We start from the raw sequence: 26,613 nt of genomic DNA, 5'->3' as shown, positions 1-26,613 counted from the left end.
GGCCGGGCTGCACCGATGCGCGTGCTCCGCTTCATCGCGGCAACGATCCTGTGTGCCGCGACACAGGCGGCGCGCGCGGACGACACCGAACCGGCGTGGCGCGCAAGCGCGCTCGCCATGCTGCCGGCCGGCTATGTCGCCGGCCTCGCCTACCGCACTGAAGGGGCGACCGGCTATCTCGCGGTCTATCCGGCGATATCGAACGATCCGAAGACACCGGCAAGCGTGTTCGCCGCGCGTCAGACTCTCGTCGTTACGCTGACGCCGGATGCGGCACGCGCCGTTTCAGCCGAACTGAAACCGCGCGCCGAGCCTGATCCCGACAATGACGACGGCGATTTCGCGAAGCTGCACGCCGAGCTCGCCGCGAAACGCGCCGGCATGCCCGAAGGCACCGAGCCCTGCGATCTCGGCGCCTGGTCCATCGACAAGGACCCGAATGGTCTCAACGTCCGCGCCGAGCCCTCGGTGAAGGGACGCGTGCTCGGCACGCTGCCGCCGCCGTACAAGCTGAAGCTCGGCGGCGCCGAGAACACGCCCGACGGCGGCTGGCTCACCGAATTCCGCATCATCGGTTTTAGGGACGGCTGGTTCCTGATCGAAGGCGCAAAACCGCCGGGCAAGGATTACGAGGACGAGAAGCGCTATCCGCGCAACGCGCCAAAACCCTATGCAGGGCGCGGCTGGGTCGCCTCGAACAAGGTCGGCGCAAACTACGCCAACGGCTACACACGCGCGGGCGGGCTGTTCCAGGCGCCGTTCGTCGATGCCAAATGGACGCCGGCCCAGCGCGAGCTCGGCGGCCCCATCGACGGCGATGGCGGCCCGAAGCGCCTGCTCGCCTGCAGCGGCTTCTGGGGCCTGGTCGAGAGCCACGACAACGTGCGCGGCTGGTGGCGTTCGCTGTGCTCCAACCAGGTCACGAATTGCAGCTGAAACGCTGCAACCGTCTTACCAGGTGATCACATAGGTCCCGAAATACGGACTGTCGCCGGGCAGAACGTTCTTGGTGCCGTAAGCCTTCTGCAATGCCGGGATATCGGCATGCACCGTCACGCCTCTGCCGCTCCAGCCGAATTCGCCGCCGCTGGCGCTGAACTCCTCGGTTGCCGTCACCATGCCGGAATCCGACGCCGCATGGATCTGCATGCGACCCTGCCGGGCCGCCTCGAGCTCAGCCTCGGAGTTGGCAATGATGTCGGTCCATCCGTCACTGGCGGGCAGCGTGCCGGATGCCAGGCCATCCTTCATGCGCGCAATGGACTCGGGATAGGAGTCGAGCACGGTCTTGACGTGATCCGAAAGCGCCTGCTCGATCGACTTGGGCATGGCGTCATAAAGCCCCTGCAAGGTGCGAACCACACCGTAGATGCTTTGCTCGCTCTTGCTGAGGCTCGCCCATTGCGTCTCATCGAGTGCGGGAAGCTCGGCGAGCTTGCCATCGCGAACGAGCGCGCGGACCTGATCGTCCGCACGTCCCTGCGCCGCATTTCGGAAGGCGTCCGATTTCGCCATCGCCTTGATGGCGGCGATTGCGTTGCCGCCGTCGGACAGAGCACCGGATGCCGAATAAGTCTGGAGAGCGCCTGTACCGCCGTTCAGGCTCGATGCAGTGAAGCCGTCATCGCGGGAGGCCGCGAGCGGCGAGCGAGCTGACGGACCCGACTGGGCCCCACTCGATGCGCGCGACAAGATCTGCAGCGCAATGAGCTCGGATTGGATCTGGGCCGCGCCACCTACACGCATCGGTTGCTCCACTTCCCCTCGACATGCAAGAGGAGCACCCGTGACAGTTAACGTTCCGTGAATTCCGCACAACCTGAAGCAGCAATCGGTGCGATCCGTCGCGCGTCATAACGCCCTACCCGACGCCAAGACGGCGCCGGGGCAAATTGCTGCTGTCCTTTCCGGAACAGCGGAGGGCCTAGCCCAGGTTCAACTCCTTGAAGAAGTCGTTGCCCTTGTCGTCGATGATGATGAAGGCGGGAAAGTCCACGACTTCGATACGCCAGATCGCTTCCATGCCGAGCTCGGGATATTCGAGCACCTCGACCTTCTTGATGCAGTGCTCGGCGAGGTTCGCCGCAGCACCGCCGATCGAGCCGAGATAGAAGCCGCCATACTTCTTGCAGGCCTCGCGCACGGCCGGCGCGCGGTTGCCCTTGGCCACCATCACCATGGAGCCGCCGGCGGCCTGGAACTGGTCGACGAAGGAATCCATGCGGCCCGCAGTGGTCGGACCGAATGCGCCGGAGGCGTAGCCGTCGGGCGTCTTGGCCGGACCGGCGTAGTAGACCGGGTGGTTCTTGAAGTAATCCGGCAGCGGCTCGCCCTTCTCCAGCCGCTCGCGCAGCTTGGCGTGCGCGCTGTCGCGCGCGACGATCATGGTGCCCGTCATCGAGACCCGCGTCTTGATCGGGTTCTTTGAGAAAGTCGCCAGGATGTCCTTCATCGGCTGGTTGAGGTCGATCTTGACGACCTCACCACCGAGCGCCTCTTCGACCTGCGGCAGATACTGCGCCGGATTGTGCTCGAGCTCCTCGAGATAGACGCCGTCCTTGGTGATCTTGCCAAGCACCTGGCGGTCGGCCGAGCAGGACACGCCAAGCCCGATCGGCAGCGACGCGCCATGGCGCGGCATGCGGATCACGCGCACGTCGTGGCAGAAATACTTGCCGCCGAACTGCGCGCCGACGCCGAGCGACTGCGTCATCTTGTGGATTTCCTTCTCCATCTCGACGTCGCGGAAGGCGTTGCCGTCGGGCGAGCCGTGGGTCGGCAGCGCATCGAGATAGCGGGCGGAAGCGAGCTTCACCGTCTTCATGCAGAGCTCGGCCGAGGTGCCGCCGATTACGATCGCGAGGTGATAGGGCGGGCACGCGGCGGTACCGAGGGTGAGGATCTTTTCCTTCAGGAAGGCAAGCAACCTGTCCTTGGTCAGCACCGAGGGTGTGGCCTGGAACAGGAAGCTCTTGTTGGCGGAGCCGCCGCCCTTCGCCATGAACATGAACTTGTAGGCATCGTCGCCCTCGGCGTAGATCTCGCACTGCGCCGGCATGTTGTTCGCGGTGTTCTTCTCCTCGTACATCGTGAGCGGCGCGACCTGCGAGTAGCGCAGGTTGCGGCGCAAATAAGCATCGCGCGCGCCTTCCGACAGCGCCGCCTCGTCCTCACCGTCGGTGATGACGTTGCAGCCCTTCTTGCCCATGATGATCGCGGTGCCGGTGTCCTGGCACATCGGCAGCACGCCGCCGGCGGCGATGTTGGCGTTCTTCAGGAAGTCGAGCGCGACGAACTTGTCGTTGGGGCTGGCCTCGCCGTCCTCCAGGATCGCACGGAGCTGCTTCAGATGGCCGGGCCGCAGATAGTGGTTGATGTCGCCAAAAGCCGCCTCCGACAGCGCCCGCAGCGCCTCGCGCGACACCACCAGCATGTCCTTGCCGAGGACCTTCTCGACCCTGACACCCTCGGACGAAATCTTCTTGTAGGGCGTCTCGTCCTTGCCCAGCGGGAACAGCGGGGTGTGCTTGTAGGGCGGAACGGGCTTTGACGGGTCGGGAAAGGCGGTGGGAGCGTTCATGGGGTCGAATCCAGGGGTTTTGGAGCCCGCGCGGGCCTCTAAGCGTAGAAGCGTTTAAGCTCTTTTGCCACAAATGGAAGGCGTTCTGGCGCGGCCGGGGCATCCCAAATCGGCGACAAGACGGCCTTTCCGGATCGACGGCCGCGGCGGTGCGTGGCCATCATTGTCCCCGAGAAGGTCTGGTTGCACCCCTTGCGCTCCGCGCGCGACGACGGTTGAATGCGCGCCCTCAGGGGCTTTTCATCATGCTTTTCAACTTGAACGTCCGCGGCGCGATCCTGGTCGCCGCCGCCATCACCGGACTTGTGGCTCTCGCCTCGCCTGCGCGCGCCGATCGTTGCGACGACAGCGCCAAGGAGCTGGCGAACCAGGTCGATCGCCTCAAGGTGAATTTCCGCGCCGGCAACATCGTCTATCTGACGCATCCGGCGGCCAAGGAGCTGTCGGTCGGGTGCCGCGGCGACAAATACTCGATCGAGCTCTATGCCAAGGGCGATCGCAAGCCGACGCCGGAGTTCTTCGCGCTGGTGGGATCGATGGCGGCGATCGTCTTCACCGTGACCAAGGACGACACCACGACCGGCGCGACGCGCTGCCTGAAGCGGATGGGTCTGTTGCGCGGCGACAAGATCGTCATGCGCTACCGCCGCCTCAACATGGAATGCACCCGCACCAAGACGGACGCCTCCATCGCGATCACACGCGGCAAGGACGAGTAGGCAACTGCTCTCGCGCTCTTTCCGCGCGCACGCCGGCGCCACCATCGGGACGCCGCTCGCCACACACTTCGTCATTGCGAGCGCAGCGAAGCAATCCAGTCCGTCTCCGCGGAGGGACTCTGGATTGCTTCGCTGCGCTCGCAATCACGGATGAGAGAGCTCGTGTTCCTCGAAACTGCAGAATGAAGGGCGCGAACAAGAGCACACCACCACCCCAATCCCTCGCATTTTAACGATTGCCTTGAAGGAAATTTCGCTCCTGTCGGGGCAGGTTGAATTGTTTCCATGTGTGAGGATTTGTGGATGAGCGTTTCTACCGTTGCGCCGCCGCCGATCGCGATCGTGGTGCCGAGCTACGACACGACCAAGCAGCAGGACGACCAGACCAAGACCAAGGACAACGACCCGACCTACAAGCCGCCGCCGCCCGCGCCGCTGCCGCCGGGTCAGGGCACGCGGATCGATCAGCTCGCCTGATCGGCCTTGCCAGAGCTGAAACGCCCGATCCGGTCGATCGGGCTTTTGGCGTCTCCGGCCGCATCTTCGCCGGATAGCGGGACCATGCTCGTGCGCGCTCGAACCTGAGAGCTGCGCATGATCGCCCGCCTTCTGTTGCAGAACATCACCTTCACCGTCGCGATGGGCGCGCTGCTGTTCGCCTCCGCCGGCACGCTGCATTGGCCGTCGGCCTGGGTGTTCCTCGCTGCCTCCGCCTCGCTCGGTCCACTCTGCGGCTGGTGGCTCTACCGGCTCGATCCGGCATTGCTGGCGGAGCGTCTCCGTCCGGTAATCCAGAAGGAGCAGCCGCCGGCCGACAAGGTTTTCGTCACCGCGCTCATGGCGGTGATGCTGGCCTGGCTGGTCGTGATGGGGCTCGACCGGCGCGCGCTTGCGTCCGACATGCCGGTTGCACTCCAGGTCCTCGGCTTCGTGCTGTTCATGCTCTGCATGCTGTTCACGATGTCAGTGTTCCGCGAGAACTCGTTCGCGGCCCCCGTGGTGAAGCTGCAGGCCGAGCGCGCGCAACACGTGATCTCGACCGGGCCCTACGCGTATGTGCGCCATCCCATGTATAGCGGCATGATGCTGTTCTTCGCCGGCCTGCCGTTGGCTCTGGGCTCGTGGTGGGGACTTGCGATGGCGCCGCTGTTCCTCGCCCTGTTTGCCGTCCGCATCCGCATCGAGGAGCGCACGCTGCGCGAGGGCCTGCCGGGCTATGTCGATTATGCCGCGCGGGTGCGCTATCGCCTGGTGCCCGGCGTGTGGTGAGGGCGCACCACTGTCGCGCACCACGTCGACATCTGCCGGAAAAGCGCCCGCCATCCTCCGATCGACTGACGTCGCCGCGATCGAACCTCGCTAGAGCAAGCCGCATCCACGCAAGCGGAAGACGCGACGATGTTCTGCAAGCCTCCCTGCCCCGACGAGCATGATCCCGCTCCTGCCTCCGGCGATACAAATCATCCATCCGGCCCGCAGCGTTCACAGGCGCCCGGAAGCCGTGACGCGTTCGGGCGATTGATCGCGCCCGATACGGCCGGTCCGGAACGGGGGCTGCCGCCAGCCTCCATCCGGACCGGCTAGCTCTTATTGGACGCGCACCTTCACGCGAGCCGGAATCCCCGTCGCTCGAAAACGCTCTAGCCGTCCAATTCCTTGTAACGGCGGAAGATGCCCTGCTCGTTGAAGGCGATGCGGCGCGGGCTGTCGAGGTAGGCCTTGATGTTGGGCCGCACAGCGATGCGGTCGTGCAGGCCGACGAGGCCCGGGATGTCGGTCTCGAACGCCTTCATGCGCTTGGGAAAGGCATAGCGCAGCCCGGCGACGATCTGGAACAGCGAGAGATCGACGTAAGTGAGCCGGCGGCCCGTGACGTAAGCGCCGCCATTGCCGGCGAGCAGCTGCTCGAAATAGCCCAGATATTTCGGCACGCGCTCATCCCAGAACTCCGCGGTGCGCTTCTTCGCCGGCGCCTTCTGGTCCTCGTAATAGAGCGAGGGACCGAGCGGGTGATGGGTGTCGTGGATCTCCAGCACGAAGTCCGTGATGGTGAGCTGAAGCTGGTGTACCCAGAGTTTGCCGGCTTCGGTCTTCGGCGCGAGGCCGTGGCGACCGCCCAGATAGAGCAGGATGTTCGCGGTCTGGCCGATCACGAGCTTGCCGGCCTTGAGGAACGGCGGCGCAAAAGGCGGCGTGCCCTTCTGCGCATCCATCATTTTCATCATCGCACCGGAGCCGCGCGGGCCACGCGCGACGTCGACATAAGCGGCGCCGGCCTCCTCCAGCGCCAGCCGCACATATTCGCCGCGGCCCTGGATCTCGGGCCAGTAGTAGAGCTCGTATTTCATGGGAGGGGTCCGTGAGCGTGGATGCTGCGGACCAATGTAGCATGTGGCCTCGAGTTCCGTCAGGGTGCGACGGAACAGCTGCGCTTCAAGCACCGTCATTGCGAGCGCAGCGAAGCAATCCAGAGTCGTTCCGCGGAGATAGTCTGGATTGCTCCGTCGCTTCGCTCCTCGCAATGACGAAGGAAAGAGCTCAGTTCCTCAATTCGACGCGAAGCAGTACAGCAGGCCGTCGCCGCCGGTGCTCTTGAGATCGGCCTGCGAGCAGCCGCCGTCGGGACCGCGCGAAGGGTGCGAGCTGTTCCAGGACTTGGACGGCTCGTCGTCGCGCAGGCCCTGCCGATCAGCATGGCCCACCACCGCCGTGCCCTGCGTGCTCGACGTCCAGTTCTTGCAGGTCTTGTCGTCGCCGGCTCCGAACGCGGTGCCGTCGGGCTGCGTTCCCGTGAGGATGTCGTGCCGGTTCGGCGTATCGCCGCGGCCGTTGGTCACCTCGCCCTTCTCGCTCAGTGCCGTCTGCTTGGTGAGATTGTTGGCCGCGCCGTGCAGATCGGCGACGTCCTTGGCGATGACCGCGCCCTTGGCGTTCTGCCATGGTCCCTTGCCGATGCGATCCTTGGCGTTGACGGCCGGCTTGCCGTCGGCAGCCTGCGTCGACAGATAGGCGCGCCAGGTCTTGGCGCCAGCACCGGCGGTCTGTGCGAGCTTCTGGCACTGCGCGTCGGCTCCTTCCAGGCCGCCGAGGTCGGCACCCTTGCCCGGGCCGTTCGACGTCACGAAGAACGTCATGTCAGCCGACTGCGCGTGCACGGATGGCGCCGCGAGCAAGGCCAGTGCGAGCGCGAGCCCTGAAATCGTCACGGATCTTTCGATACGGATCATCTTGTCCTCCCAGGAGTGTTTTTGTTCGCCGCCTGACTTCAACCCGGGGCGCGCCCGCTTATTCCGATGCCGCGATGCGGAACGCCCAAAAGAAAAGGGCGCCGTGCTGGAAGCACGACGCCCTGGTTTCTCATCTCGTCCGCGATCAGTTGGTCTGCTGGATCGCCGACAATTCCCAGCCGCCGTTCGGGCGACGGGCGAAGGTCCAGATCTCGGTGGCCTCGCCCGGCTGCTCGCTGCCGGCGACGATCGCGCCGGTGTTGCGATCCACCGTCTTGTCGGTGAGCGCGAAGCGCAGTGCCACCGTGGCGTAGTCGGTCTCGCCTTCGCGCCAGGCTTCCGCGAGGTCGCCCTGCAGCAGCTTGGTGTTGCTCACCTTGTTGACGACGTTGCGCGCGCGGTTCTGGCTGAGGTCCTGCTCGAAATAGGAGACCATCTCCGGCGTCGCGAGCGTATGCAGCTTGGCCACGTCCTCGTTCGACCACGCGGTCTGGACTTCGCCGAGCAGGCGCTCGAACGCCTCGTAGTCGTCAGGCTTGATCTCGAGCGGCGCGTTGTTGGCACCACCGAAGCCGAAGCCGCCGAGGCCACCGCCAAGTCCGCCACCGAGGCCGCTGCGATAGTTCGGCTGCGGTCCCTGGCCGGCGCCGGCGTCAGCATTGGCGTAAGCCGTCTGCGGGGTGTGACGGCGCTGCCACCACGACATCGCGAGGCGAACCACCAGCACCACGAGGGCGATCTGGATGATCAGGCCGATGATCGACGACAGGCCACCGAGGCCGCCGAACAGGCCGCCACCGAACAGCATGCCGAGCAGGCCAGCGCCGAGGAAGCCGGCCGCAAGGCCGCCCATGAAGCCGCCGGCGCGGCCGAACAGACCGCCGCGCGCGGGCGCAGCTGCGGCCGAATTCATGCCTGCACCCGGCTGGGTGTAGGTGCGGTTGAACTGCGAAGTCGAGCCCGGCGCGGTCGTGGTCGAGGGCGGCGCCGAATAGGTGCGCGAGCCGCGCGAGCCCGACGACATGCCGCCGCCGACGCGCGCGTCGGCGGACGAGATGGCGAGCGCGGTCGGCAGCGCAAGCGCCAGCACGACGGCCATCGTCTTGAAGAGAGTGCGGGAGCGTTGCGAGAAAGTCATGTGCGTTTCCCATATCCCCGGCATGGGGACGTGTCCCTAAGATGGGCAGACTTCCCGAAAAGTGAAGCCGGTTTCGGAACTTGTAGCTGCGGCCCTCAGTCGCGGGGATGTGGCAAAAGCCCATATTTGACGGGGGTTTGGCCGGGTGCGCCGGGGGAACCGAGGTCGCCGGTTACCGCTGGCTTGCCGTGGTAAATTCCGCGTTTTCCCGATCCTCGTCATGAAAGTCGCGGCTCTCTCCACCGTCATTGCGAGGAGCCCTTGCGACGAAGCAATCCAGAATGTTCCGCAAACGCAGTCCGGATTGCTTCGTCGCTTCGCTCCTCGCAATGACGAAGAGGACGCGCCCTCACCCCTGCTTCGTCATCGTCTCCTTCACCGCCGCCACGAGCTGGCTGAGCGTGAACGGCTTTGGCAGGAAGTCGAACTGCTGGCCTTCGGGCAGGCTCTTCTCGAAGGCGTCCTCGGCATAGCCGGAGACGAAGATGAACTTGATGTCGGGGTTCTGCTCGCGCATCGCCTTCAGCAGCGTCGGGCCGTCCATCTCCGGCATCACGACGTCGGAGACCACGAGGTCGATCGCGCCGCTCTGCTCGTCCAGCACCTCCATGGCCTCGACACCGTTCTCGGCCTCGACCACGGTGTAGCCGCGCGAGCGCAGGCCACGGGCGTTGAGCGCACGCAGGCCTTCCTCGTCCTCGACGAGAAGGATCGTGCCCTGCCCGGTGAGATCGGTGCGCGGCTTGGCCTCCGCCGGCGCGCCGGCAGCGGCTTCCTTTGCGGCGCCATTGGTCGCGCTGGCCGCGGCCGCGGGCTGCTCGACCTGCGCTTCCTGCTCGGCGTGATGGCGCGGCAGGAAGATGTGGAACGAGGTGCCCTGCCCCGGCTCGGAATCGACGTAGATGAAACCGCCGGTCTGCTTGACGATGCCGTAGACGGTGGAGAGCCCGAGGCCGGTGCCCTTGCCGACTTCCTTGGTCGAGAAGAACGGCTCGAAGATCTTGTCGCGGATGTCGGCGGGAATGCCGGTGCCGGTGTCGGCGACCTCGATCCGCACATAGTCCGCGGGCGGCATGCCCTTGTAGGCGAGCTTGGCCGCTTCTTCGGCCGTGACGTTGGCGGTGCGGATGATCAGCTTGCCGCCATCGGGCATGGCGTCGCGCGCGTTGACCGCGAGGTTGACGATGACCTGCTCGAACTGGGAGACGTCGACCTTGACCGGCCAGAGATCGCGGCCGTGGATCGTCTCGTGCTTGACCTTCTCGCCGATCAGGCGGCGCAGCAGCATGGCAAGGTCGGAGAGCGCATCGCCGAGATCGAGCACCTGCGGGCGCAGCGTCTGCCGCCGCGAGAACGCCAGCAGCTGCCGCACCAGCGTGGCGGCGCGCGTCGCGTTCTGCTTGATCTGCATGATGTCCTGGAACGACGGATCGGTCGGCTTGTGCGCGTTCAGGAGGAAGTCGTTCGCCATCATGATGGCGGAGAGCACGTTGTTGAAGTCGTGGGCGATGCCGCCGGCGAGCTGGCCGACCGTCTCCATCTTCTGCGACTGGTTGATCTGGTTCTCCAGCGCGCGCCGCTCGGTGGTCTCGAGCATGTGCACGATGGCGGCTTCCGCCTCGTTCTCGGCGGCATCCACCGGCGTGACGAAGAACTGGCCCCAGCGCTCCTTGGTCCCTTCCAGCGCGACCTCGACCGGCGCGATGTCGGCCTGGCCCTCGGCGGCCTGGTTGATGGCTGCGATCAGGAGATGGCGGTCGCGCGAATTGACGGCGCGGAAGATCGACTTGGAGGCGCTGTCGAGCCCGAGCGCCTGCCCGAGCTTGGCGTAGCGCGCATTGGCGCGCACGACGTTGCCGCCGCGGTCGACGGTCGCGATCGCCATGGGCGTGTGGTCGAAGAAGCGCATGAAGCGCACTTCGGCGGCACGGTCGGGATCGCTGCGCTCGTCGCGGGCGCGGCTGATGACGAGCGTGCGCGAGGGCCCCGGCGCGCCGTCGGCACCGAAGGCGAGCTTGTGATAGAGCCGCACCGGCATGGTCTTGCCGGTCCGCATCCGCAGGTCGATGTCGAAGACCTCGGTCTTGACCTCGCCCGGCACCGCCACGATCGAGGTCAGCAGCGAGGCGCCGTCGCCGGAGACGATGTCGGTGAGCTTCAACCCGCCCGAGCCGATTTCGGCGAGGTCATAGTCGAGCCAGTTCGCCAGCGTGGCGTTGACATAGGCGAGCTCCCCGGCCGGATTGACCGAGAAGAAGCCGCACGGCGCATGGTCGAGATATTCGATCGCGTGCTGGAGCTCCTGGAACACGTCCTCCTGGCGCTCGCGATCGCGGGTGATGTCGGCGATCGACCACACCGCATATTTCGACTCGCGCTTGCCGCCGCCGAGCGGGCGCACGCGCATGCGCAGCCAGCGGCCCTGGCTGCCGTCATGGCCGGAGAGGCGCACCTCCTCCTGCTGCCGCTTGCCCTCGCGGGCGGCCTTGAGCAGGCGGAACACGGCCTCGGAGACGTCGGGATTGCCGATGAAGACGCGCTCCACGGGGCGCACATCCTGCGGACCGCCGGCGCCGGTCAGCGTCAAATAGGCCGCATTGGAATAGACCACGTGGCCGCGCGGATCGGTCACGGCGAGGCCATCGAAGGCGTGATCGGAGATGCGGCCGATGATGGGATCGTCGAGATTGCGGTCGGCGAAGCGGATGATACCGGCGGCGAAGGCGAACAGGTTGAACAGGCCGACCATCGCCAGCACCGCGAGGATGCCGAGGATGTAGGGCTGCGCCTGCGCGCGGCCGAGCGTCATCAGCCCGACGGCGACCGCGACGAGGCCGGCGGCCACCAGCAGCACCAGCGCAATGCTGCCCGAGCGCGGCGACGGCTCGTGCGCCGCAACGGGCTCGCGTGTGAGGTCGTGGTCGGTCTCAGCGGTCATATCGAGCTGGCGCAGCCTGTTGGCAGAGAATCAACGCGCTGCCGCGCGCGCAGGGCCTTCCCTGCCTCATCAGGACCCGCAGGCGCAAGGGCAGCCGGGTTGAAAGGTACGCTGATTCCCAGTTTACAGCCATTTCCGGTACTTTTCGGGGGTTTTAGCCTCGCCCGGCGCGGAATCCCTGCTTCAGCCGCATGACGTAGCCGATGACCTCGGCAACCGCATGGTAGTGCTCGGTCGGGATTTCCTGGTCGATCTCGACGGTGGCGTAGAGCGCACGGGCCAGCGGGACATTTTCGACGATCGGGATGTCGTGCTCGCGCGCAATCTCCCGGATCTTGAAGGCGAGGTTGTCGACGCCCTTGGCGACGCAGATCGGCGCGGTCATGCCGCGCTCGTAGGACAACGCCACCGAATAGTGGGTCGGGTTGGTGATGATCACCGAGGCCTTGGGAACCGCCGCCATCATGCGCTTCTTGGCGCGCTGCTGCCGGATTTGCCTCAGCTTGCCCTTGATGTGCGGGTCGCCTTCGGACTGCTTGAACTCTTCCTTGATCTCCTGGAGCGACATCTTCTGCCGCTGGAACCAGCTGCGGTACTGGAAGAAATAGTCGGCGATGGCGATGATCGCGAGCGCCGCGACCACCGCGCCGAGCAGGTGGACGGTCATGCTGGTGCTGGCGCCGAGCATGGCGGCCGGATCGAGCCTGACCATCGCCTCCATGCGATGCCGCTCCGGCCACAGGATCATGGTCATGACCACGCTGAGCGCGACCAGCTTGCCGATCCCCTTGAGGAAGTTGGCGGCCGCCTGCTTGCCGAAGATGCGCTTGAAGCCGGCGCCGGGCGAGATCTTGCTGAACTTGGGCGTCAGGGATTCGGCCGACCACACCAGGCGGTGCTGGAGCATGTTGCCGGCGATCGCCGCCAGCACCAGCATCAGCAAGGGCACGCCGACCGCCGCGAGCACGGCGAGCTCGATCTGCTGCATCAGCTTGATCAGGTTCCCGCCGTCGGTCTTGATCATCCAGGAATTGGCCAGCAGGTTGCGCATCGGCGTCACCAGCCCGCTGCCGACCGAGCTCGAGAACGTCGAGACCACGAGCGTGCCGCCGGCGATCATGAACCAGGTGTTGATTTCCTGGCTTTTGGCAACGTCGCCGCGTTCGAGCGCGTCGTCGAGACGTTTTTGTGTCGGGTCTTCTGTTTGACTCTCTGGATCGTTGTCTTCCGCCATCGATCCCTCGTTACTTGAGCGGCATCATCTGGTGCATGACACCGATGAAATAGTCGAGATACGTGCCCATCATCGCGGTGAGCACGACGGCGAGCACCAGGAAGCCTGCGAAGATCGACAGCGGCACGCCGACGAAATAGACCTGCATCTGCGGCATCAGCCGCGCCAGCACGCCGAGCCCGATGTTGAAGACGAGGCCGAACACCAGGAACGGCCCCGAGAGCTGCAGGCCGAGGCGGAACGCTGCGGCAAAGGCGCGCGTCGCGAGCGAAGCGACATCGCCGCTCGACACCGTCTCGCCCGGCGAGAAGATCGTATAGCTGTCGTTCAGCGCCGCGATCACCAGATGATGGCTGTCGGTGGCGAACAGCAGCGTCACCCCGAGCATGGTCAGGAAGTTGCCGACCAGCACGCCCTGCTGTCCCTGGGTCGGATCGACCGAGGTGACGAAGCCGAGCCCCATCTGCTGCGCGATCACGGAGCCCGCGACCTGCAGCGCCGACAGCGTCACGCGCGCGGTCGCGCCCAGCACGATGCCGATCGCGATCTCGTGCAGCATCAGCACCAGCAGCGGCGCCAGCGAACCCATGTCGACCTGATAGGCGTTGCGATGCAGCGGCAGGATGATCAGCGTGAGCAGCAGCGCGATCGACAGCTTGATCCGCGTCGGGATATTGGTCTCGCCCAGGCCAGGCAGCAGCATCACCATCGCACCGACCCGGGCGAAGGCGAGCATGAAGGCAGCGGCGAGCGCCGGCAGCAGCGAGACGTCGATGCGCATAGCACCCGCATTGTGCCTCAGCCGCCGATGATTCGCGACGATATCCGCAGCATGTGGGCGTGGAGCGAGTCGGCCATGAACGGTAGCGCCAATAGCATCGTGGCGAAGATGGCGAGGATCTTCGGCACGTAGATCAACGTCTGCTCCTGGATCTGCGTCAGCGCCTGGAACAGCGACACGATGACGCCGACCACCAGGCCAACCACCATCAGCGGCGAGGACACGATCACGATGGTCCAGATCGCATCGCGGGCGACGTCGAGGGTCTCGGGTCCGGTCATTTCAAACTTTCCTTGTTCATTTCCACCTTCCCACCGCTGTTCCGAGCGATGCGAAGACCTCCCCCCGTCATTGCGAGCGAAGCGAAGCAATCCAGGCTGCCGCCGCAGAGAGATTCTGGATTGCTTCGCTTCGCTCGCAATGACAATTGGGGCGAGCGCCAGCGCTAAAATCAGATCGGCATCTTCATGATGTCTTCATACGCCGCGATCACGCGGTCGCGGACCGAGACCAGCGTGGACACCGCGACGTCGGTGTCGGCGACCGCCGTCACCACGTCCATCACGTTGGCCTTGCCGGAGGCCATCGCCACCGTCTGGGCGTCGGACTTGCGGCCGGATTCCATGACGCTGCCGACGGCGTCTTTCAGCAGCGAGGCAAAAGACTGCCCGCCTGCTTCACTGCCCTTGCCGGCAGCACCGGCGCCGGTGTTGTCCAGCACGCGGGCGAGGCTCGCATAAGCATTGGCGGCGACTGACGGTGATGCCATGGCTCAAATGTCCTGTTCAGCTCTTGAGGATGTCGAGCGTGCGCTGGATCATCCGGCGCGTCGCACTGATGATGTTGAGATTGGCCTCGTAGGACCGCTGCGCATCGCGCATGTCGGTCATCTCGACCACCGAGTTCACGTTGGGATATTTGACGTTGCCGGTGGCATCCGCCGCCGGATTGTTCGGCTCGTATCTGACGCGGAAGGCGGACTGGTCGGGCTTGATCCTGCCGAGGGTGACGACCTGCGCGTCGAGCGTGCGGTCGAGCGCGGAGGAGAAGGTCGGAACCTTGCGCCGGTAGGGATCGCCGCCGGCGGACTGCGCGGTCGAATCCGCGTTCGCGATGTTTTCGGAGATCACCCGCATGCGCCCGGCCTGCGCGCGCAGGCCGGAGGTTGCGATCGCCATGGAACGGGCAAAGTCGCTGCTGTCGTTCGCCATCATCTGCCTCCGTTAGCCCTGCTGTTTCCGGATCACGACCTAGCCCTTGCCGATCGCGGTCTTGAGCAGATGCAGGCTCTTGGAATAGAGCGAGGTCGCCGCCGCGTAGTCCATCTGGTTGCTGGCGGCCTTCATCATCTCCTCCTCGAGATTGACGGCATTGCCCGCGGGGCGGGTCTCGAAGCCGGCATTCTTGTTCTGGTCGAACCCGGAGGGCGCTCCTGACGGCTTCATGTGGGAGGCGCTGGTGACCGCCATCGCCAGGGGGCCCATCGAGCCCGTGACCGCGCCTGATTTGTCGAGCTTCGGCTCCACGAGGTCGCGCGGCCGGAATTTGGGCGTATCGGAGTTGGAGACGTTCTCGGACAGGACGCGCTGGCGCTCCTGATGCCACTGCATCTTGGTGCGAAGCGCCGACAGCACCGGGAGGTCGTTGATGGACATCGTTGCGGCTCCTTGCCCGTCGGACCTGTGTCCGAAGCTAGGCAGAATTTGCCGCCTGTATGGTTAACAGGTGGTTAAGGATGCCGCAGAGACCTGTCCCCGCGCGGGACACGATCTTGCGATACCGTGATTCTACGCGTCCAAAAGTGGCATTAACCCAACCGCTTGGCGGCGCATGCACAGGCCAAGAAGTCGTTTTGGATCGAGCGATTCATGGGTTATTAAGAGTTGGGGACGGCAAAACTTGCCGTGGAACGTTAAGAGATCTCAATTTGGGGCATCGTATGCCGGTGGTTGGCGCAGCTGACCGCGGGCACGAAATCAGCGCCATTTGTCGGGGACAAGTATGCAAGGCAGCCCTATCACCTTCATCGTCGCGTTCATCGTCGTTCTGGCGTTGATCGGCGTCGCTGCATGGCTGGTTCGCCGATTCGCCGGCAACCGGATCGGCGCCAACACCCAGCGCGGCCGGATGCCCCGCCTCGCGGTGATCGATGCCGCCGCGGTTGATGGCCGGCGCCGCCTGGTGCTGGTCCGGCGCGACAATGTCGAGCATCTGCTGATGATCGGCGGCCCGACCGACATCGTCGTCGAGCCCAATATCGTGCGTGCGGCGCCCGGCCGCGACCAGCTTCCGCAGCGTCCCAACGCGGCCGAGCCGCCGCGGCTCGCCCCGATGCCGGACGCCGGCGGCTGGGCCGACGAAGCGCCGCGCCCCGAACTGCTCGATCATCCCGAGCCGCAAATGCCCGAGCCGCCGCCGCGGCCCGCGCGCCCGTCCTTCGCCGACGAAGTGCGCAGGCCCGCGCCCGCGCTGGCCGAACGCCGCAGCGAGCCGCCGGCCTTCCCGCCGGAACCGATGGCGCCGCGTGCCGAGCGCGAGCCACGGCCCGAGCCGCTGCCGCCGCGCATTGCCCGCAACGAGCCGCCGCTGATGCCACGTCCGCCGCGCCAGAGCGAGCCGGTGAAGGTTCCGCCGGTGCGCGCCGAACGCGCAGCCGCGCCGCCGCCGCCTCCGCCCGTGCCGCAGGCGCCCCCCGTTCCGCCGCCGGCGCCCGCTCCGGCAGCGCCGTCCAGCGCCGAGCAGAACCTCGCCGAGATGGCGCAGCGGCTGGAAGCTGCGCTACGCCGCCCGGCCGGTGACGTCGCGCCTCCGGTGGCACCGGAACCGCCGTCCGCTCCCCCGCGCGCGGCGCGAAGCGAGCCGCCGGCGCCCCCGGCCGCCCCGCCGGCAAAGCCTGCCGCGGAGAAGACCAGCTTTGAAAATCTCGAAGACGAGATGGCCTCGCTGCTCGGCCGTCCGAAGCCGTCTTCGTGAGGCTGCCGGCCCTCCCGCGTAGAGTTCTTTTCCTTTCTGTCCTGGCCGGTGCGGCTTCGCTCGCAACCCTTGCGCATGCGCAGGACATCAGCATCAATCTCGGTGGCGGCGGCGCCGGCGGTGGCGGCGTCACCGAGCGCGCGATCCAGCTGATCGCGCTGCTCACGGTGCTGTCGATCGCACCGTCGATCCTGATCATGATGACCTCGTTCACGCGCATCGTGGTCGTGCTGTCGCTGCTGCGCACCGCGATGGGCACCGCGACCGCGCCGCCGAACTCGGTGATCATCGCGCTCGCGATGTTCCTCACCTTCTTCGTGATGGGACCGGTGCTGCAGAAGTCCTACGACGAGGGCATCCGTCCGCTCGTCGCCAATCAGATCAGCGTCGAGGACGCGCTCCAGCGCGCCTCCGTCCCCTTGCGCGGCTTCATGCAGAAGAACGTGCGCGAGAAGGATCTCAAGCTGTTCCTCGACCTCTCCGGCGAGCCGCCCCCGGCCACCCCCGACGACCTCGCACTGCGTATCCTCGTTCCCGCCTTCATGATCTCCGAGCTGAAGCGCGCCTTCGAGATCGGCTTCCTGCTGTTCCTGCCCTTCCTGATCATCGACCTCGTCGTCGCCTCGGTGCTGATGTCGATGGGCATGATGATGCTGCCGCCGGCAACGATCTCGCTGCCATTCAAGCTGATCTTCTTCGTGCTGGTGGACGGCTGGTCGCTGGTGGCGGGAAGCCTGGTGCAGAGTTACGGGGGCGGATAACAGCACCCATCGCTGTCATGCCCCGGCTTGACCGGGGCATCCCGCACGCCGCGGCCTCTCGATTCCATCACCGCCGTCTCTGGAATACTGGATCGCCCGATCAAGTCGGGCGATGACATCGATCGTGTGGCGAGTTCGGCGTTACAACGAACGAGGCTACGCCCCCTACCCCTTCACGTCGTACTGCTTGCTGAGATGGTCGCCGATCTGCACCAGCATGGCGACGCTTTCGGGAAAGCCGGCCTTGTCCCGCGTCGCCTGATCGGCGTCGGCGCGGAACTCCCAGCTGTCGCCGTCGCGAACGATGGAGATGCCAAAGCCGTCGGGCCCGTCGACATGGGCCTTCAATTCGGCCCGCGCCATGGCGATGAGTTCGGCTTCGGTCTTGGCAGGCTTGCTCATATCGTCCCTCTCCCGGCATGAAGTTGCCTCAGGTTGCCGCCTGGCGCGGCGCCTGTCGAGGGGTCCAGAGGTAGCAAGGTTCCTAGCGCGTCATCTTGATCTGGCGCACGACCGGGATCGTGGGCAGGGAGCCGGTGTGGTCGCTCTCGTCCTTGGCCTGGGGCGAAGCCGGCGCGCGGGCGGTGGCGTCCGGGAAGCGCTGCTTCATCTCGCGCAGGAAGCCGTCGAGGGTATCGACGCTGGCGGCGAGCTTGGCGATTTCGGCGAACTCGGCGCTGGAGGCCGCCGCCGGCTTGCTGGCGATGTCGAAGGCGAGACGGTCGGCGCTCTCGCTCATCAGCGGCGCGTATTTCTCGCGGAAGCGCGACAGGCCGATCGAGTCGTCGGCGAGCGCGTAGCCGACCGCGGCGCGGATGATGTCGCTCTTCTCCACCGCGTTGAGCGGCTTGAAGTCGCGGAACCGCTCGCCGTAATAGAGCTCGATCTGCTCGGCGGATTCGCGCCAGCGCCGCGCCGCCCAGAAGATGTCGGAGCGCAGGCGGAGCACCTCGCGCCCGGAGACGTTGGAGACGATGTCGAGCGCGAGATCGTGGCGGCCGACGTCGCTCTGCGCGCGGGCCTCCAGCAGCAGGCGCTGCTGCCTGAGCTCGCCGGAGAGATCGCTGATCCGGCTCGCGCGCAGCGCCGAGATCGCCTTGTCGGGCCTGCGGTTGGCCAGATAGATCATGGACAAGCGCGCGGCGACCTGGGCGCGGGCGGCGCCTTCGAGGCGGTGGTCGACCTGGTATTGCAGCAGCTCGGCGGCCTGATCGAGCAGGTCGATCGAGGCGAGACGGTCGGCGAGCCGGCGGATCAACTCGTCGCCGCGGCGGCCGATCGGCGTCAGCTCGCGGAACTCGTAGAACATGCCGAGCGCTTCGACCACCGGCAGCTCGTCGCCCTTCGGCCCCAGGAAGATCTGCGTGAACAGCTCGGAGGCGAGGTCCTGCGCCTGGCGCGAGGCTTCGGCGTTCGGCTGCAGCCTTGTCGCGGTGCGCGCCGCCGTAAGCGCGTCGCGGTAGCGCCCGTTCTCGGCATAAAGCTGCGACAGCATCTGCAGCGTCTTGACCTCGATCGAGTCCCCACGCCAGGTCATCGACAGCGTCTCGAGCTCGCGCAGCGCGTCTTCCTTGCCGATCTCGTCGCGCTTCTGGCGCAGCGCCACCTCGAGCTGCTTGGCTTCGGCGGCAGCCAGGCGGTCGTTCGAGCCGACTGCGAATTTGTAGTCGTCGAGCGCATCCTTGTCGTGGCCGAGCGCCTCGGCGAGCCGGCCGCGCAACACCGCAAAGCCGGGCGCAGCCTCCGGCGAGACGCCGACGACCTCGAGCTCGCTGCGGCGCTTGGAGGCGCCGGCATAGTCCTTCACTTCGAGCGAGGAGCGCATCGCGTCCATCGTCACGATGCGCTGGATGTCGAGCGGCAGCGAGGCGATGGCGAATTCGACGTTCTTGAACTTCTCGCGCGCATCCGCCCACTTGCCTTGGCGCGCATAAGCGAGCGCCTTCCAGAGCTGGGAATCGTGGCTGTTGCCGATCACGGGATTGGCGAGGTCCTTCAGGCCCTGTGCCGGCCGGCCGATCAGGATGCTCGCGATCGCGTGCATGATCAGGGCGCCGCTCTCTTCCTTGTTGAGCGGATCGGCCAGCATCAACTCGGTGACGGCCTTGGCTTCGTGATACATCGCGCGCGACATGTAGAACTGCGCGAGGTCGAGCCGCGGCAGCGAACGCATCGCCGGATCGACCGCGGAGATCGCCATCACCAGATCGGTCTGCCGCGTCCAGAAATTCTCCGACTGCCCCTTGCGCCAGCCTTCGGGGCTGAAGATCGGACGCACCGCGGTCGGCGCACGCTCGGCCGAGATGTCGACCGGCGACAGCGTCAGCCCGCCCTTCTTGCCGAGGATGACCTTGTCGGAACCGACCTCGACGCCGACCTCGTCCGAGTTCGGCCGAATGGCGATGCCGTGCGCGGATTCCAGCAGCGAGAGATCGACGAGATCCTGCCGCTTGATGAAGCCGCGCACCGGCCGCTGCCCGGTGACGACGTAGAGCGTGTCGCCGGCGTCGGGATCGGTCAGCTTGTGCAGCTGGCCCGGATTGGCGAAGGGAATCGCGATGTTGGCGAGCGCGGGATCGGTGATGTTGCGCGACATCATCAGCGGCAGCGGCGTCGCCTGGATCTTGTCGGCGAGCGTCAGCAGCCAGTTGTTTTCCTTGCCGACCTCCTCGCTCGTCAGCGAGTAGACCAGCGGCCGGGTGAGACGGATGCGCACCGCCTGCCCCTTGTCGAGCGGCATGCGTCCGACCTCGCCGATCATCGCGCCGCCCTTGGTGCGGATCGCCTCGACGTCGATCGGCTTCGGCGTATCGAACACCAGCCAGATGGTATCGCCGCGGCGGAACGCCGCCGCCGGCGTTGAAACCTGAAGCGGGAACGTAACCCGCAGGCCATCGCTGTCGCGGCGCGCATCGACGCTGGCGATCGAGGGCTGCGGCGCCGGCGTCTCGGCCGGCGCGGCCTTGACGGCTTCCTTGACCGGCTCCTTCGCAGCTTCCTTCACGGCCTCCTTGGGCGCCTCGGCCGTTGCAGGCTTGACGGGTGCGGCCGGAGCTTCAGCCGCAGGCGCGGGCTTGGGAGCTTCCTTCGGCGATTCCACAACTTGCGGGGCTTCGGCCGTCACCGCGGGCGCTGGCGCCGGTTTCGGCGCTTCGACGACCGGCATCGCTGCAGGAGCTTCCGGCTTCGCCTCGGGCTTCACGTCGGGCTTCACGTCGGGCTTCACGTCGATCTTGGCCTCGCGCGCAATCGTCTCCGAGGTCGGCGGCGGGATCTCGCGATGCGCGTCCTTCGGCTTCTCGGCCACAGGCTTTTCCGGCGCAGGCGCCGGTCCGTGGCCGGCGGGCTTGGCCTGCGCGATCACGGACTCGGCCGTCGCAGCCATCTTGCCCTTGTCCGGCTGGAAGGAGACGTCGACGACGTAGTTCTTGTCGTCGCGGAACGAGTGCACGTCGGAATCGCCGATCAACGCGATCTCGACGCTGGTCTGGTCGATGTCGGCCTTCTGCTTGATCGAGGCGACGTTCGGCGGCGCGGCGACGACGGCGTCCGCCAGGTCGAAATTGAGGTTGGCGTTGAACATCAGCGTGAGCTTCTGCTCATTGAGCACGGAGGACACGCCGACGCCGTCGGGCATCTCGAACACGAAGCGCACGAAGGTCGGCTGCATCGAGGCCCGGACGCGAATCTGCGGACGCTTCTTGGTCTCGGCTGCCGCGCGCTGGGCGCGCAAGGCGCGTTCGGCGAGCCGGGCGCGCTCGGCGAGTTCCTTGACCACGTCCATCGGCAGGCTCGGCGGCGGCCCCTTCCAGCCCTCCGGCAGGAGGTCAACGAAGGTGCGCTCGCCGGCATTCATCGTGTTGACGGTGACGCGCCGCGCCAGCGACAGGCGGATGGCACCGCCGTCCGGGTCGCGGCGCGCGGAGTTGACGTAGTCGGGCGCGCCTTCAGGCACGCGGTCGACGGGAACGTCGACCGGCCGGTCGAAGCGGATGATGAGGATGGAGCCGGCCGTCGTCACCTCGGAGGGAACGTCCTCGCCGAGCTTGATCACGAGACGGGCAAAGCCGCCTCCGGCCGAGAAGCTCGCCTCGCCCTTGACGGCATCGGCGGAACGGGCCGGCGCCGTGAGGCCGGTCAGCAGGCAGGCGGCGAGCAGCGGCGCCACGCGGACATGGCGCGACAGCCCGAACGCCAAAGCGCGGGCTCGCGACCACAATCCATCGGCAGCCTTCTGCGCCATTGGCGGCATGTCTTCCGGTTCGACGGTCCACGCCGGCATTGGTGCCGGCCCCTGCCCTCGACTGTAGGTTTTGGCAATTAAGGACTTCTTAAGTATGAGCCCTCAATTCGGCTTTTGCGTCGGCTTGCCGTCGATCTTGGGCAGGTCGCCGGCCGCGGCGGACTGATCGCCGCCGCCATTGGCACGGCGGGCCATCTCGACCGTCAGCCGCTCGGCGGCCTCCGGCGACATCAGGCCGAGGATGTCCGACATCTTTCGCGGCGCGATCGCCGAGGCGATCTCGATCAGCACGCCCATCTCGAGCCGGTCGAACACCCGCGCGGCGTCCTTCGGCTTCATGCCCTCATACATGGTGACGAGGCCCTTCATGCGCTGGGCTTCGGCGGCCTTCTGCTCGGCCTGGGTCGCGGAGATGCGGGTTTCCACCGCTTTCATCTCCTCGACCTTGTTCTCGATGCGCTTCTCGGCCGATTTGAGCAGGCTCTCGCGGATGTCGATCTCGCGCTGGCGGGCCTCGATCTCCTGGCGGCGCGCCTGCAGGCGCTCGAGGATCGCGCGCTCCGACGCCGAGACCTGCGGCTGGCCTTCCTCGATCTTGACCACGGTGCCTTCGGGCTTGGTCTCGGGCGCGGCAGGTTTCGGTGCCTCCTTCGGCGCGCCATGGGTCGAGCCGGTGATGTCGGGGTCCTCGCGGCCGGTCGGGAAGTTCAAATTCTCCTGCGCCCAGGACTTCTTGGTCTGGTTCGGCTTGTAGTCGAAGACATAGCCGCCATTGATCGCCAGGCCTGCGACCTTGAGCGTGGCAAGACCTGCGACGGCGACCAGGACGACCGGAATGACGCGGATGTTACGAAAGGACTTCATACCCTGACTTCATGCGGCAAGGCCGTTGGATCGGCGGCGCTCGGAGAACGCTTCGGCTGCAGCCGCCACCGCCTTGGCCGACGAGGGTTTTGCTGCAGGCGCGGCGACCGTTTCCGGGGCCGTCACGGGGCGCGCGGCGATCGCGATCTTGGACAGGCGCCGCACCACGTTGTCGGCTTCGCCGAGCTGCTTGTAGAGCTGGTCCGACATCTGGGTCGCCGCCGCGAGCTGGCTGCCGAGGTTCTCGTTGACGTCGCGCACCGCGAGCTTCAGCCCGCCGATCGCGCGCTCGGCGATCTCGGTCGCGGTGATCAGCTCGGCGATCACGGCTTTCAGCGAATGCTCGTCCGCCTTCAGCCGGGTCAGCCGCTTGTTCAGCAGGATACAGTAGCCGATGGTGAGCATCAGCAGGATAGCCACCAGCGTTTCGATTGCCATTCCAAGGGAGTGGTTCATGGGGCCTCCATCATCTTGTTCTGCTCGTCCACCTTCTCGAACATCGCAAGTGTCGTACTTGGCTTGCGCAAGGGTTTCGTCACGCGGATCGCGACGCGGTCGCCGACCCGGCCCATCCGCCCCTCGGTCAGGGTGACGTCGCCGCAGCGCACGGTCACGGCGGCATCCGCGCGCATCTCGAGCGGCAGGGTGTCACCGACCTTGAGCCGCATCAGCTGCTTGAGCGGGATATCGGCCTCGTAGAGCACGGCATCGACGGCGATCTCAGCCTGCACGATCTCGGTGGCGAAATGGCCTTCCCAGATCTGGTCACGGCCGAACTTTTCGCCCATGAACATCTGGAGCAGGACGCCCCGGATCGGTTCGATGGTCGCGTAGGGCAGCAGGAGCTCGATATTGCCGCCGCGGTCTTCCATGTCGATGCGCAGGCGCACCAGGATCGCGGCATTGGCGGGGCGGCTGATCGCGGCGAAACGCGGATTGGTCTCGAGCCGGTCGATCGTGAAGGTCACCGGCGACAGCGGCCGGAACGCCTGCTCGGCGTCGGCCAGCACCACCTCGACGAGGCGCTTGACCAGCTCGGTCTCGATCGTGGTGTAGGGCCGGCCCTCGATGCGGAGCTGGCTGGTGCCGCGGCGGCCCCCGAGCAGCACGTCGATCATCGAGTAGATCAGGTTGGAATCGACCGTCGCCATGCCGAAGTTTTCCCACTCCTCGGCCTTGAACACCGAGAGCACGGCCGGCAGCGGGATCGAGTTCATGTAGTCGCCGAAGCGCACCGAGGTGATGCGGTCGAGCGAGACTTCGACGTTGTCCGAGGTGAAATTGCGCAAGGAGGTCGTCAACAGCCGCACCAGGCGGTCGAAGACGATTTCGAGCATCGGCAGGCGCTCGTAGGAGACCATCGCCGAATCGATGATCGCGCGGATGCCGCTGTGGTCGTCGAGCGTGACGTCGCCGACGGTGAAGCCGAGGAGATTGTCGATCTCCTCCTGCGACAGCACCCGTTCGCCGGAATTCTTGCCGGAGCCGAGATCGCGGCTGCCGTCCTCGACCATGGCCGCCCATTGCAGGGCCATGGTCTCCGATAGTTCGTTTTCGGCAGCGGCCTTCGCCGCCTCCGCGGGATCCTCGGAATCGAGCGACGCCTCCCATTGGGCGGCAATCGCATCCTGGTCCATTTGCTCGTTGCCGGCCATGGCGCTAGCCCGTTGCCTTCCGCCGCATCGTCACTGGATCACGACTTCCTTGAACAGCACCGCGCTGACCTGGATCGGCGAGACCGCGGCGTTGACGCGCTTGGTCAGCTCCTCCTTGAGGCGGAAGATGCCGGCGGAGCCGTTGAGGTCGGAGGAGCGCAGCTCGCGCACATAGGTCTGGAAGATGTCGGTGACGCGCGGCATGGTCGGCTTGATCGCCTCGATCTGCTTCTCTTCCTTCAGCTCCAGCACGATCTTCAGCTTCAGATATTGCACGCGCTCGCCCGGCGCGCCGGCGAGGTTGACCATGATGTCGGGCACGTCGACGAAGGCCGGCGGCTTCGGCGGGGGCGCCGCCTCGGCATGGTGCTCGTCGTCGCCGTGACGGAAGAAGAAGAACCAGGTCGCCGCGCCGCCGCCGAGGACGGCGAGCAGGCCGACGGCCATGATGATGAGCTTGAGCTTGTTCTTCGGGGGAGCGGCTTCTGCGCCATCAGTGGCTGCGCCGCCTTCCGCTTCATTCTCTGCCATGGGTCGCTCAGGCTCGCTCATCTCTTAAAGGTGTCGAAAGAGCGAAGCCCCCTGGCAGACAGTGACGCGATACAAATGTCCCAGCGCAATGCGCTCCTCTTGCACGCAAACGCTACGGTAATAATGGTTAACGGAATCTTTCGATTGGGCCCCAGCTAGGAAAAATCTGCCGGGCAAACATGGCTAACAGAACCTTTCTGCCGCCCTCCCGCGCCCCCGCGAAACATCCAATCAATTGAAATTACACATCTTTCCGAGTTGGCACGGCTTTCGCTGAGAAAGGACCGAGACCGCAGGGTTTGGGAGAACCCGACAGTCTCGTTCACGGGGTCGGCCAAGGCGCTTGGGAGAGCGAAATGGCGGATCTCACTCAGGGGAGATCTTCCGATGCAGAACGCGCTTCTGATCGGCTTGTCACGGCAGATGACGTTGGAACGGCAGATGGATGTCATCGCCAACAACGTCGCCAATGCCAACACCAACGGCTTCAAGGCCGACCATTCGCTGTTCGAGGAGTTCCTCAACTCGAACGCGCGTGAGGACAATTTCGTCGGCTCCGACCGCCGGGTCTCCTATGTGCAGGACCGCGGCACCTACCGCGACGTCGGCCAGGGCCCGATGGAGCCGACCAACAACCCGCTCGACATGGCGATCAGCGGCAATGCCTTCTTCGCCGTGCAGGCCGGCGGCGCCGAGCGCTACACCCGCGACGGCAAGTTCACGATGAACAACACCGGCCAGCTCGTCACCCCCGACGGCAACCTCGTGCTCGGCACCGGCGGCCCGATCACCTTCCAGCCGACCGACCACGACATCAACGTCGCGCCCGACGGCACCGTGACCGTCCTCGAGGGCACCGCCAAGACCGACTCGATCCGCGGCAAGATCAAGATGGTGACGTTCGACGATCCGGCCAAGCTGACCAAGCTCGGCGCCAACCTCTACACCACGGGATCGGCGAACCAGCAGGCCGACACCAAGTCGACCGTGCAGCAGGGCTACATCGAGAAGTCGAACGTCAACTCGGTCGGCGAGATGACCCGGATGGTCGAGGTCATGCGCAGCTACACCGCCATCGCCAACCTGCTGCAGCAGCAGAGCGACATGCACAAATCGGCGATCGAGAAGCTCGCCGACGTGCCGGCCTGATTGAGGGAGAACTGACATGCAGGCGCTTCACACCGCAGCGACCGGAATGGCGGCACAGGAACTCAACGTTCAGGTGATCTCCAACAACATCGCGAACCTCCGCACCACCGGCTTCAAGAAGCAGACCGCGGCGTTCCAGGACCTGATCTACGAACACGTCCGCCGCGTCGGCGCGCAGGCCTCGGACCAGGGCACCATCGTGCCCGTCGGCGTCGACATCGGCGGCGGCGTCAAGACCGTCGGCACGCCGCGCAGCATGACGCAGGGAACGCTGTCGCAGACCGGCAACGACCTCGACCTCGCGATGTCCGGCGAAGGCTTCTTCAAGATCCTGATGCCCGACGGCACCTACCAGTACACCCGCGACGGCACCTTCCAGATGGACAACCAGGGCCGTGTCGTCACCGCCCAGGGCAACCCGGTGCAGCCGACGATTACGATCCCGAACAACGCCTCGGGCCTCACCGTCAACGAGCAGGGCCAAGTCTCGGTGACGCTGCCCGGCTCGTCGAGCAACACCGTTCTCGGCCAGATCGGCGTGACCCGCTTCATCAACAAGGCGGGCCTGCAGCCGGTCGGCAGCAACCAGTTCACCGAAACGCCCTCTTCCGGCCCGCCGCAGGACGGCACGGCGAACTCCGAGGGCTACGGCAAGATCACCCAGGGCAGCCTCGAGCAGGCCAATGTCGACGTCGTCTCGGAGATGAGCGACCTGATCGCAGCCCAGCGCGCCTACGAGATGAACGCCAAGGTCATCAGCGCCGCCGACCAGATGATGCAATCGACCACGGCGCTGTTCCGCTGAGCCAAGACTGAAGCA

Annotated in this window: 26 protein-coding genes; 8 read left to right on the top strand and 18 right to left on the bottom strand. The window is 66.0% G+C overall.

Features of this window, described 5'->3' with window-relative positions:
• The first annotated feature begins 15 nt into the window (after positions 1-15).
• Positions 16-936: a hypothetical protein gene (locus A7X65_RS00220; RefSeq protein WP_063682378.1), complete on the top strand. Its 921-nt coding sequence runs from the start codon at positions 16-18 to the stop codon at positions 934-936.
• Between the two features lie 15 nt (positions 937-951).
• On the opposite strand, the gene A7X65_RS00215 is transcribed toward A7X65_RS00220, so the two are convergent.
• On the bottom strand, positions 952-1,746 hold the full coding sequence (locus tag A7X65_RS00215) for a hypothetical protein (protein WP_063682377.1): 795 nt from the start codon (positions 1,744-1,746) through the stop codon (positions 952-954).
• 178 nt (positions 1,747-1,924) lie between these two features.
• Positions 1,925-3,580 carry a fumarate hydratase gene (locus tag A7X65_RS00210; RefSeq protein ID WP_063682376.1) on the bottom strand — a complete coding sequence of 552 codons (1,656 nt, stop codon included), beginning with the start codon at positions 3,578-3,580 and terminating at the stop codon, positions 1,925-1,927.
• Between the two features lie 245 nt (positions 3,581-3,825).
• On the opposite strand from A7X65_RS00210, the gene A7X65_RS00205 reads away from it, so the two are divergent.
• The 3 genes from A7X65_RS00205 (at position 3,826) to A7X65_RS00200 (ending at position 5,568) form a co-directional block, all read left to right on the top strand.
• Entirely contained in the window at positions 3,826-4,299 is a 474-nt protein-coding gene (locus A7X65_RS00205; RefSeq protein ID WP_063682375.1) for a hypothetical protein, read from the top strand.
• 303 nt (positions 4,300-4,602) lie between these two features.
• Positions 4,603-4,776, top strand: coding sequence for a hypothetical protein (locus tag A7X65_RS42400; protein WP_167358184.1), 174 nt, complete (start codon positions 4,603-4,605; stop codon positions 4,774-4,776).
• A gap of 117 nt (positions 4,777-4,893) precedes the next feature.
• Positions 4,894-5,568 (top strand): methyltransferase family protein, encoded by a 675-nt coding sequence (locus A7X65_RS00200; protein WP_063682374.1) that lies wholly within the window; start codon positions 4,894-4,896, stop codon positions 5,566-5,568.
• 371 nt (positions 5,569-5,939) lie between these two features.
• On the opposite strand, the gene A7X65_RS00195 is transcribed toward A7X65_RS00200, so the two are convergent.
• The 10 genes from A7X65_RS00195 to flgB form a co-directional block, all read right to left on the bottom strand.
• Positions 5,940-6,647, bottom strand: a complete 708-nt coding sequence (locus tag A7X65_RS00195; protein ID WP_063682373.1) for a glutathione S-transferase — start codon at positions 6,645-6,647, stop codon at positions 5,940-5,942.
• A gap of 198 nt (positions 6,648-6,845) precedes the next feature.
• On the bottom strand, positions 6,846-7,526 hold the full coding sequence (locus A7X65_RS00190; protein ID WP_063682372.1) for a lectin: 681 nt from the start codon (positions 7,524-7,526) through the stop codon (positions 6,846-6,848).
• A 145-nt stretch (positions 7,527-7,671) separates the two neighbouring features.
• Entirely contained in the window at positions 7,672-8,688 is a 1,017-nt protein-coding gene (locus A7X65_RS00185; protein ID WP_063682371.1) for a Tim44 domain-containing protein, read from the bottom strand.
• Positions 8,689-9,013: 325 nt separating this feature from the next.
• Positions 9,014-11,602 carry a cell cycle histidine kinase CckA gene (cckA, locus tag A7X65_RS00180; protein WP_063682370.1) on the bottom strand — a complete coding sequence of 863 codons (2,589 nt, stop codon included), beginning with the start codon at positions 11,600-11,602 and terminating at the stop codon, positions 9,014-9,016.
• 154 nt (positions 11,603-11,756) lie between these two features.
• The gene (flhB, locus tag A7X65_RS00175; protein ID WP_063682369.1) at positions 11,757-12,836 is read right to left on the bottom strand and encodes a flagellar biosynthesis protein FlhB; all 1,080 of its coding nucleotides are present in this window, start codon (positions 12,834-12,836) and stop codon (positions 11,757-11,759) included.
• Between the two features lie 10 nt (positions 12,837-12,846).
• The gene (gene fliR / locus A7X65_RS00170) at positions 12,847-13,617 is read right to left on the bottom strand and encodes a flagellar biosynthetic protein FliR (RefSeq protein ID WP_063682368.1); all 771 of its coding nucleotides are present in this window, start codon (positions 13,615-13,617) and stop codon (positions 12,847-12,849) included.
• 17 nt (positions 13,618-13,634) lie between these two features.
• Positions 13,635-13,898: a flagellar biosynthesis protein FliQ gene (gene fliQ, locus A7X65_RS00165; protein WP_011088555.1), complete on the bottom strand. Its 264-nt coding sequence runs from the start codon at positions 13,896-13,898 to the stop codon at positions 13,635-13,637.
• 170 nt (positions 13,899-14,068) lie between these two features.
• Positions 14,069-14,386 (bottom strand): flagellar hook-basal body complex protein FliE, encoded by a 318-nt coding sequence (gene fliE / locus A7X65_RS00160; protein WP_063682367.1) that lies wholly within the window; start codon positions 14,384-14,386, stop codon positions 14,069-14,071.
• 16 nt (positions 14,387-14,402) lie between these two features.
• Positions 14,403-14,828: a flagellar basal body rod protein FlgC gene (flgC, locus tag A7X65_RS00155; protein WP_063684712.1), complete on the bottom strand. Its 426-nt coding sequence runs from the start codon at positions 14,826-14,828 to the stop codon at positions 14,403-14,405.
• A 39-nt stretch (positions 14,829-14,867) separates the two neighbouring features.
• Complete coding sequence (flgB, locus tag A7X65_RS00150; protein ID WP_063682366.1) at positions 14,868-15,272, bottom strand: flagellar basal body rod protein FlgB; 405 nt, start codon at positions 15,270-15,272, stop codon at positions 14,868-14,870.
• A 346-nt stretch (positions 15,273-15,618) separates the two neighbouring features.
• Here flgB and A7X65_RS00145 point away from each other — a divergent pair, with 346 nt between their 5' ends.
• Positions 15,619-16,590, top strand: a complete 972-nt coding sequence (locus tag A7X65_RS00145; protein ID WP_063682365.1) for a flagellar biosynthetic protein FliO — start codon at positions 15,619-15,621, stop codon at positions 16,588-16,590.
• A complete protein-coding gene (gene fliP / locus A7X65_RS00140) occupies positions 16,587-17,351 on the top strand; it encodes a flagellar type III secretion system pore protein FliP (protein WP_063682364.1) in 765 nt (254 codons plus the stop codon). Before A7X65_RS00145 ends, fliP begins: the two co-directional genes overlap by 4 nt.
• A gap of 165 nt (positions 17,352-17,516) precedes the next feature.
• On the opposite strand, the gene A7X65_RS00135 is transcribed toward fliP, so the two are convergent.
• The 6 genes from A7X65_RS00135 to fliL all read right to left on the bottom strand — a co-directional run bounded on the left by A7X65_RS00135 (position 17,517) and on the right by fliL (position 24,644).
• Entirely contained in the window at positions 17,517-17,753 is a 237-nt protein-coding gene (locus A7X65_RS00135; protein WP_063682363.1) for a hypothetical protein, read from the bottom strand.
• A gap of 82 nt (positions 17,754-17,835) precedes the next feature.
• Complete coding sequence (locus tag A7X65_RS00130) at positions 17,836-21,633, bottom strand: tetratricopeptide repeat protein (protein ID WP_156527566.1); 3,798 nt, start codon at positions 21,631-21,633, stop codon at positions 17,836-17,838.
• Between the two features lie 63 nt (positions 21,634-21,696).
• On the bottom strand, positions 21,697-22,458 hold the full coding sequence (locus tag A7X65_RS00125) for a MotE family protein (protein ID WP_063682362.1): 762 nt from the start codon (positions 22,456-22,458) through the stop codon (positions 21,697-21,699).
• A 9-nt stretch (positions 22,459-22,467) separates the two neighbouring features.
• Positions 22,468-22,914: a DUF6468 domain-containing protein gene (locus A7X65_RS00120; protein ID WP_063682361.1), complete on the bottom strand. Its 447-nt coding sequence runs from the start codon at positions 22,912-22,914 to the stop codon at positions 22,468-22,470.
• On the bottom strand, positions 22,911-24,113 hold the full coding sequence (gene fliM / locus A7X65_RS00115; RefSeq protein ID WP_063682360.1) for a flagellar motor switch protein FliM: 1,203 nt from the start codon (positions 24,111-24,113) through the stop codon (positions 22,911-22,913). Before fliM ends, A7X65_RS00120 begins: the two co-directional genes overlap by 4 nt.
• A 30-nt stretch (positions 24,114-24,143) precedes the next feature.
• Positions 24,144-24,644, bottom strand: a complete 501-nt coding sequence (gene fliL / locus A7X65_RS00110) for a flagellar basal body-associated protein FliL (protein WP_063682359.1) — start codon at positions 24,642-24,644, stop codon at positions 24,144-24,146.
• A gap of 387 nt (positions 24,645-25,031) precedes the next feature.
• On the opposite strand from fliL, the gene flgF reads away from it, so the two are divergent.
• Together flgF and flgG are read left to right on the top strand one after the other, a co-directional pair.
• Entirely contained in the window at positions 25,032-25,793 is a 762-nt protein-coding gene (flgF, locus tag A7X65_RS00105) for a flagellar basal-body rod protein FlgF (protein WP_063682358.1), read from the top strand.
• 16 nt (positions 25,794-25,809) lie between these two features.
• Positions 25,810-26,598, top strand: a complete 789-nt coding sequence (flgG, locus tag A7X65_RS00100; RefSeq protein ID WP_063682357.1) for a flagellar basal-body rod protein FlgG — start codon at positions 25,810-25,812, stop codon at positions 26,596-26,598.
• The last annotated feature ends 15 nt before the right edge of the window (positions 26,599-26,613 follow it).

This window comes from Bradyrhizobium stylosanthis (assembly GCF_001641335.1).
Lineage (GTDB): Bacteria > Pseudomonadota > Alphaproteobacteria > Rhizobiales > Xanthobacteraceae > Bradyrhizobium > Bradyrhizobium stylosanthis.
The sequence above is the reverse complement of the archived record's forward strand: the minus strand, read 5'-3'. Positions and strand labels throughout refer to the sequence as shown.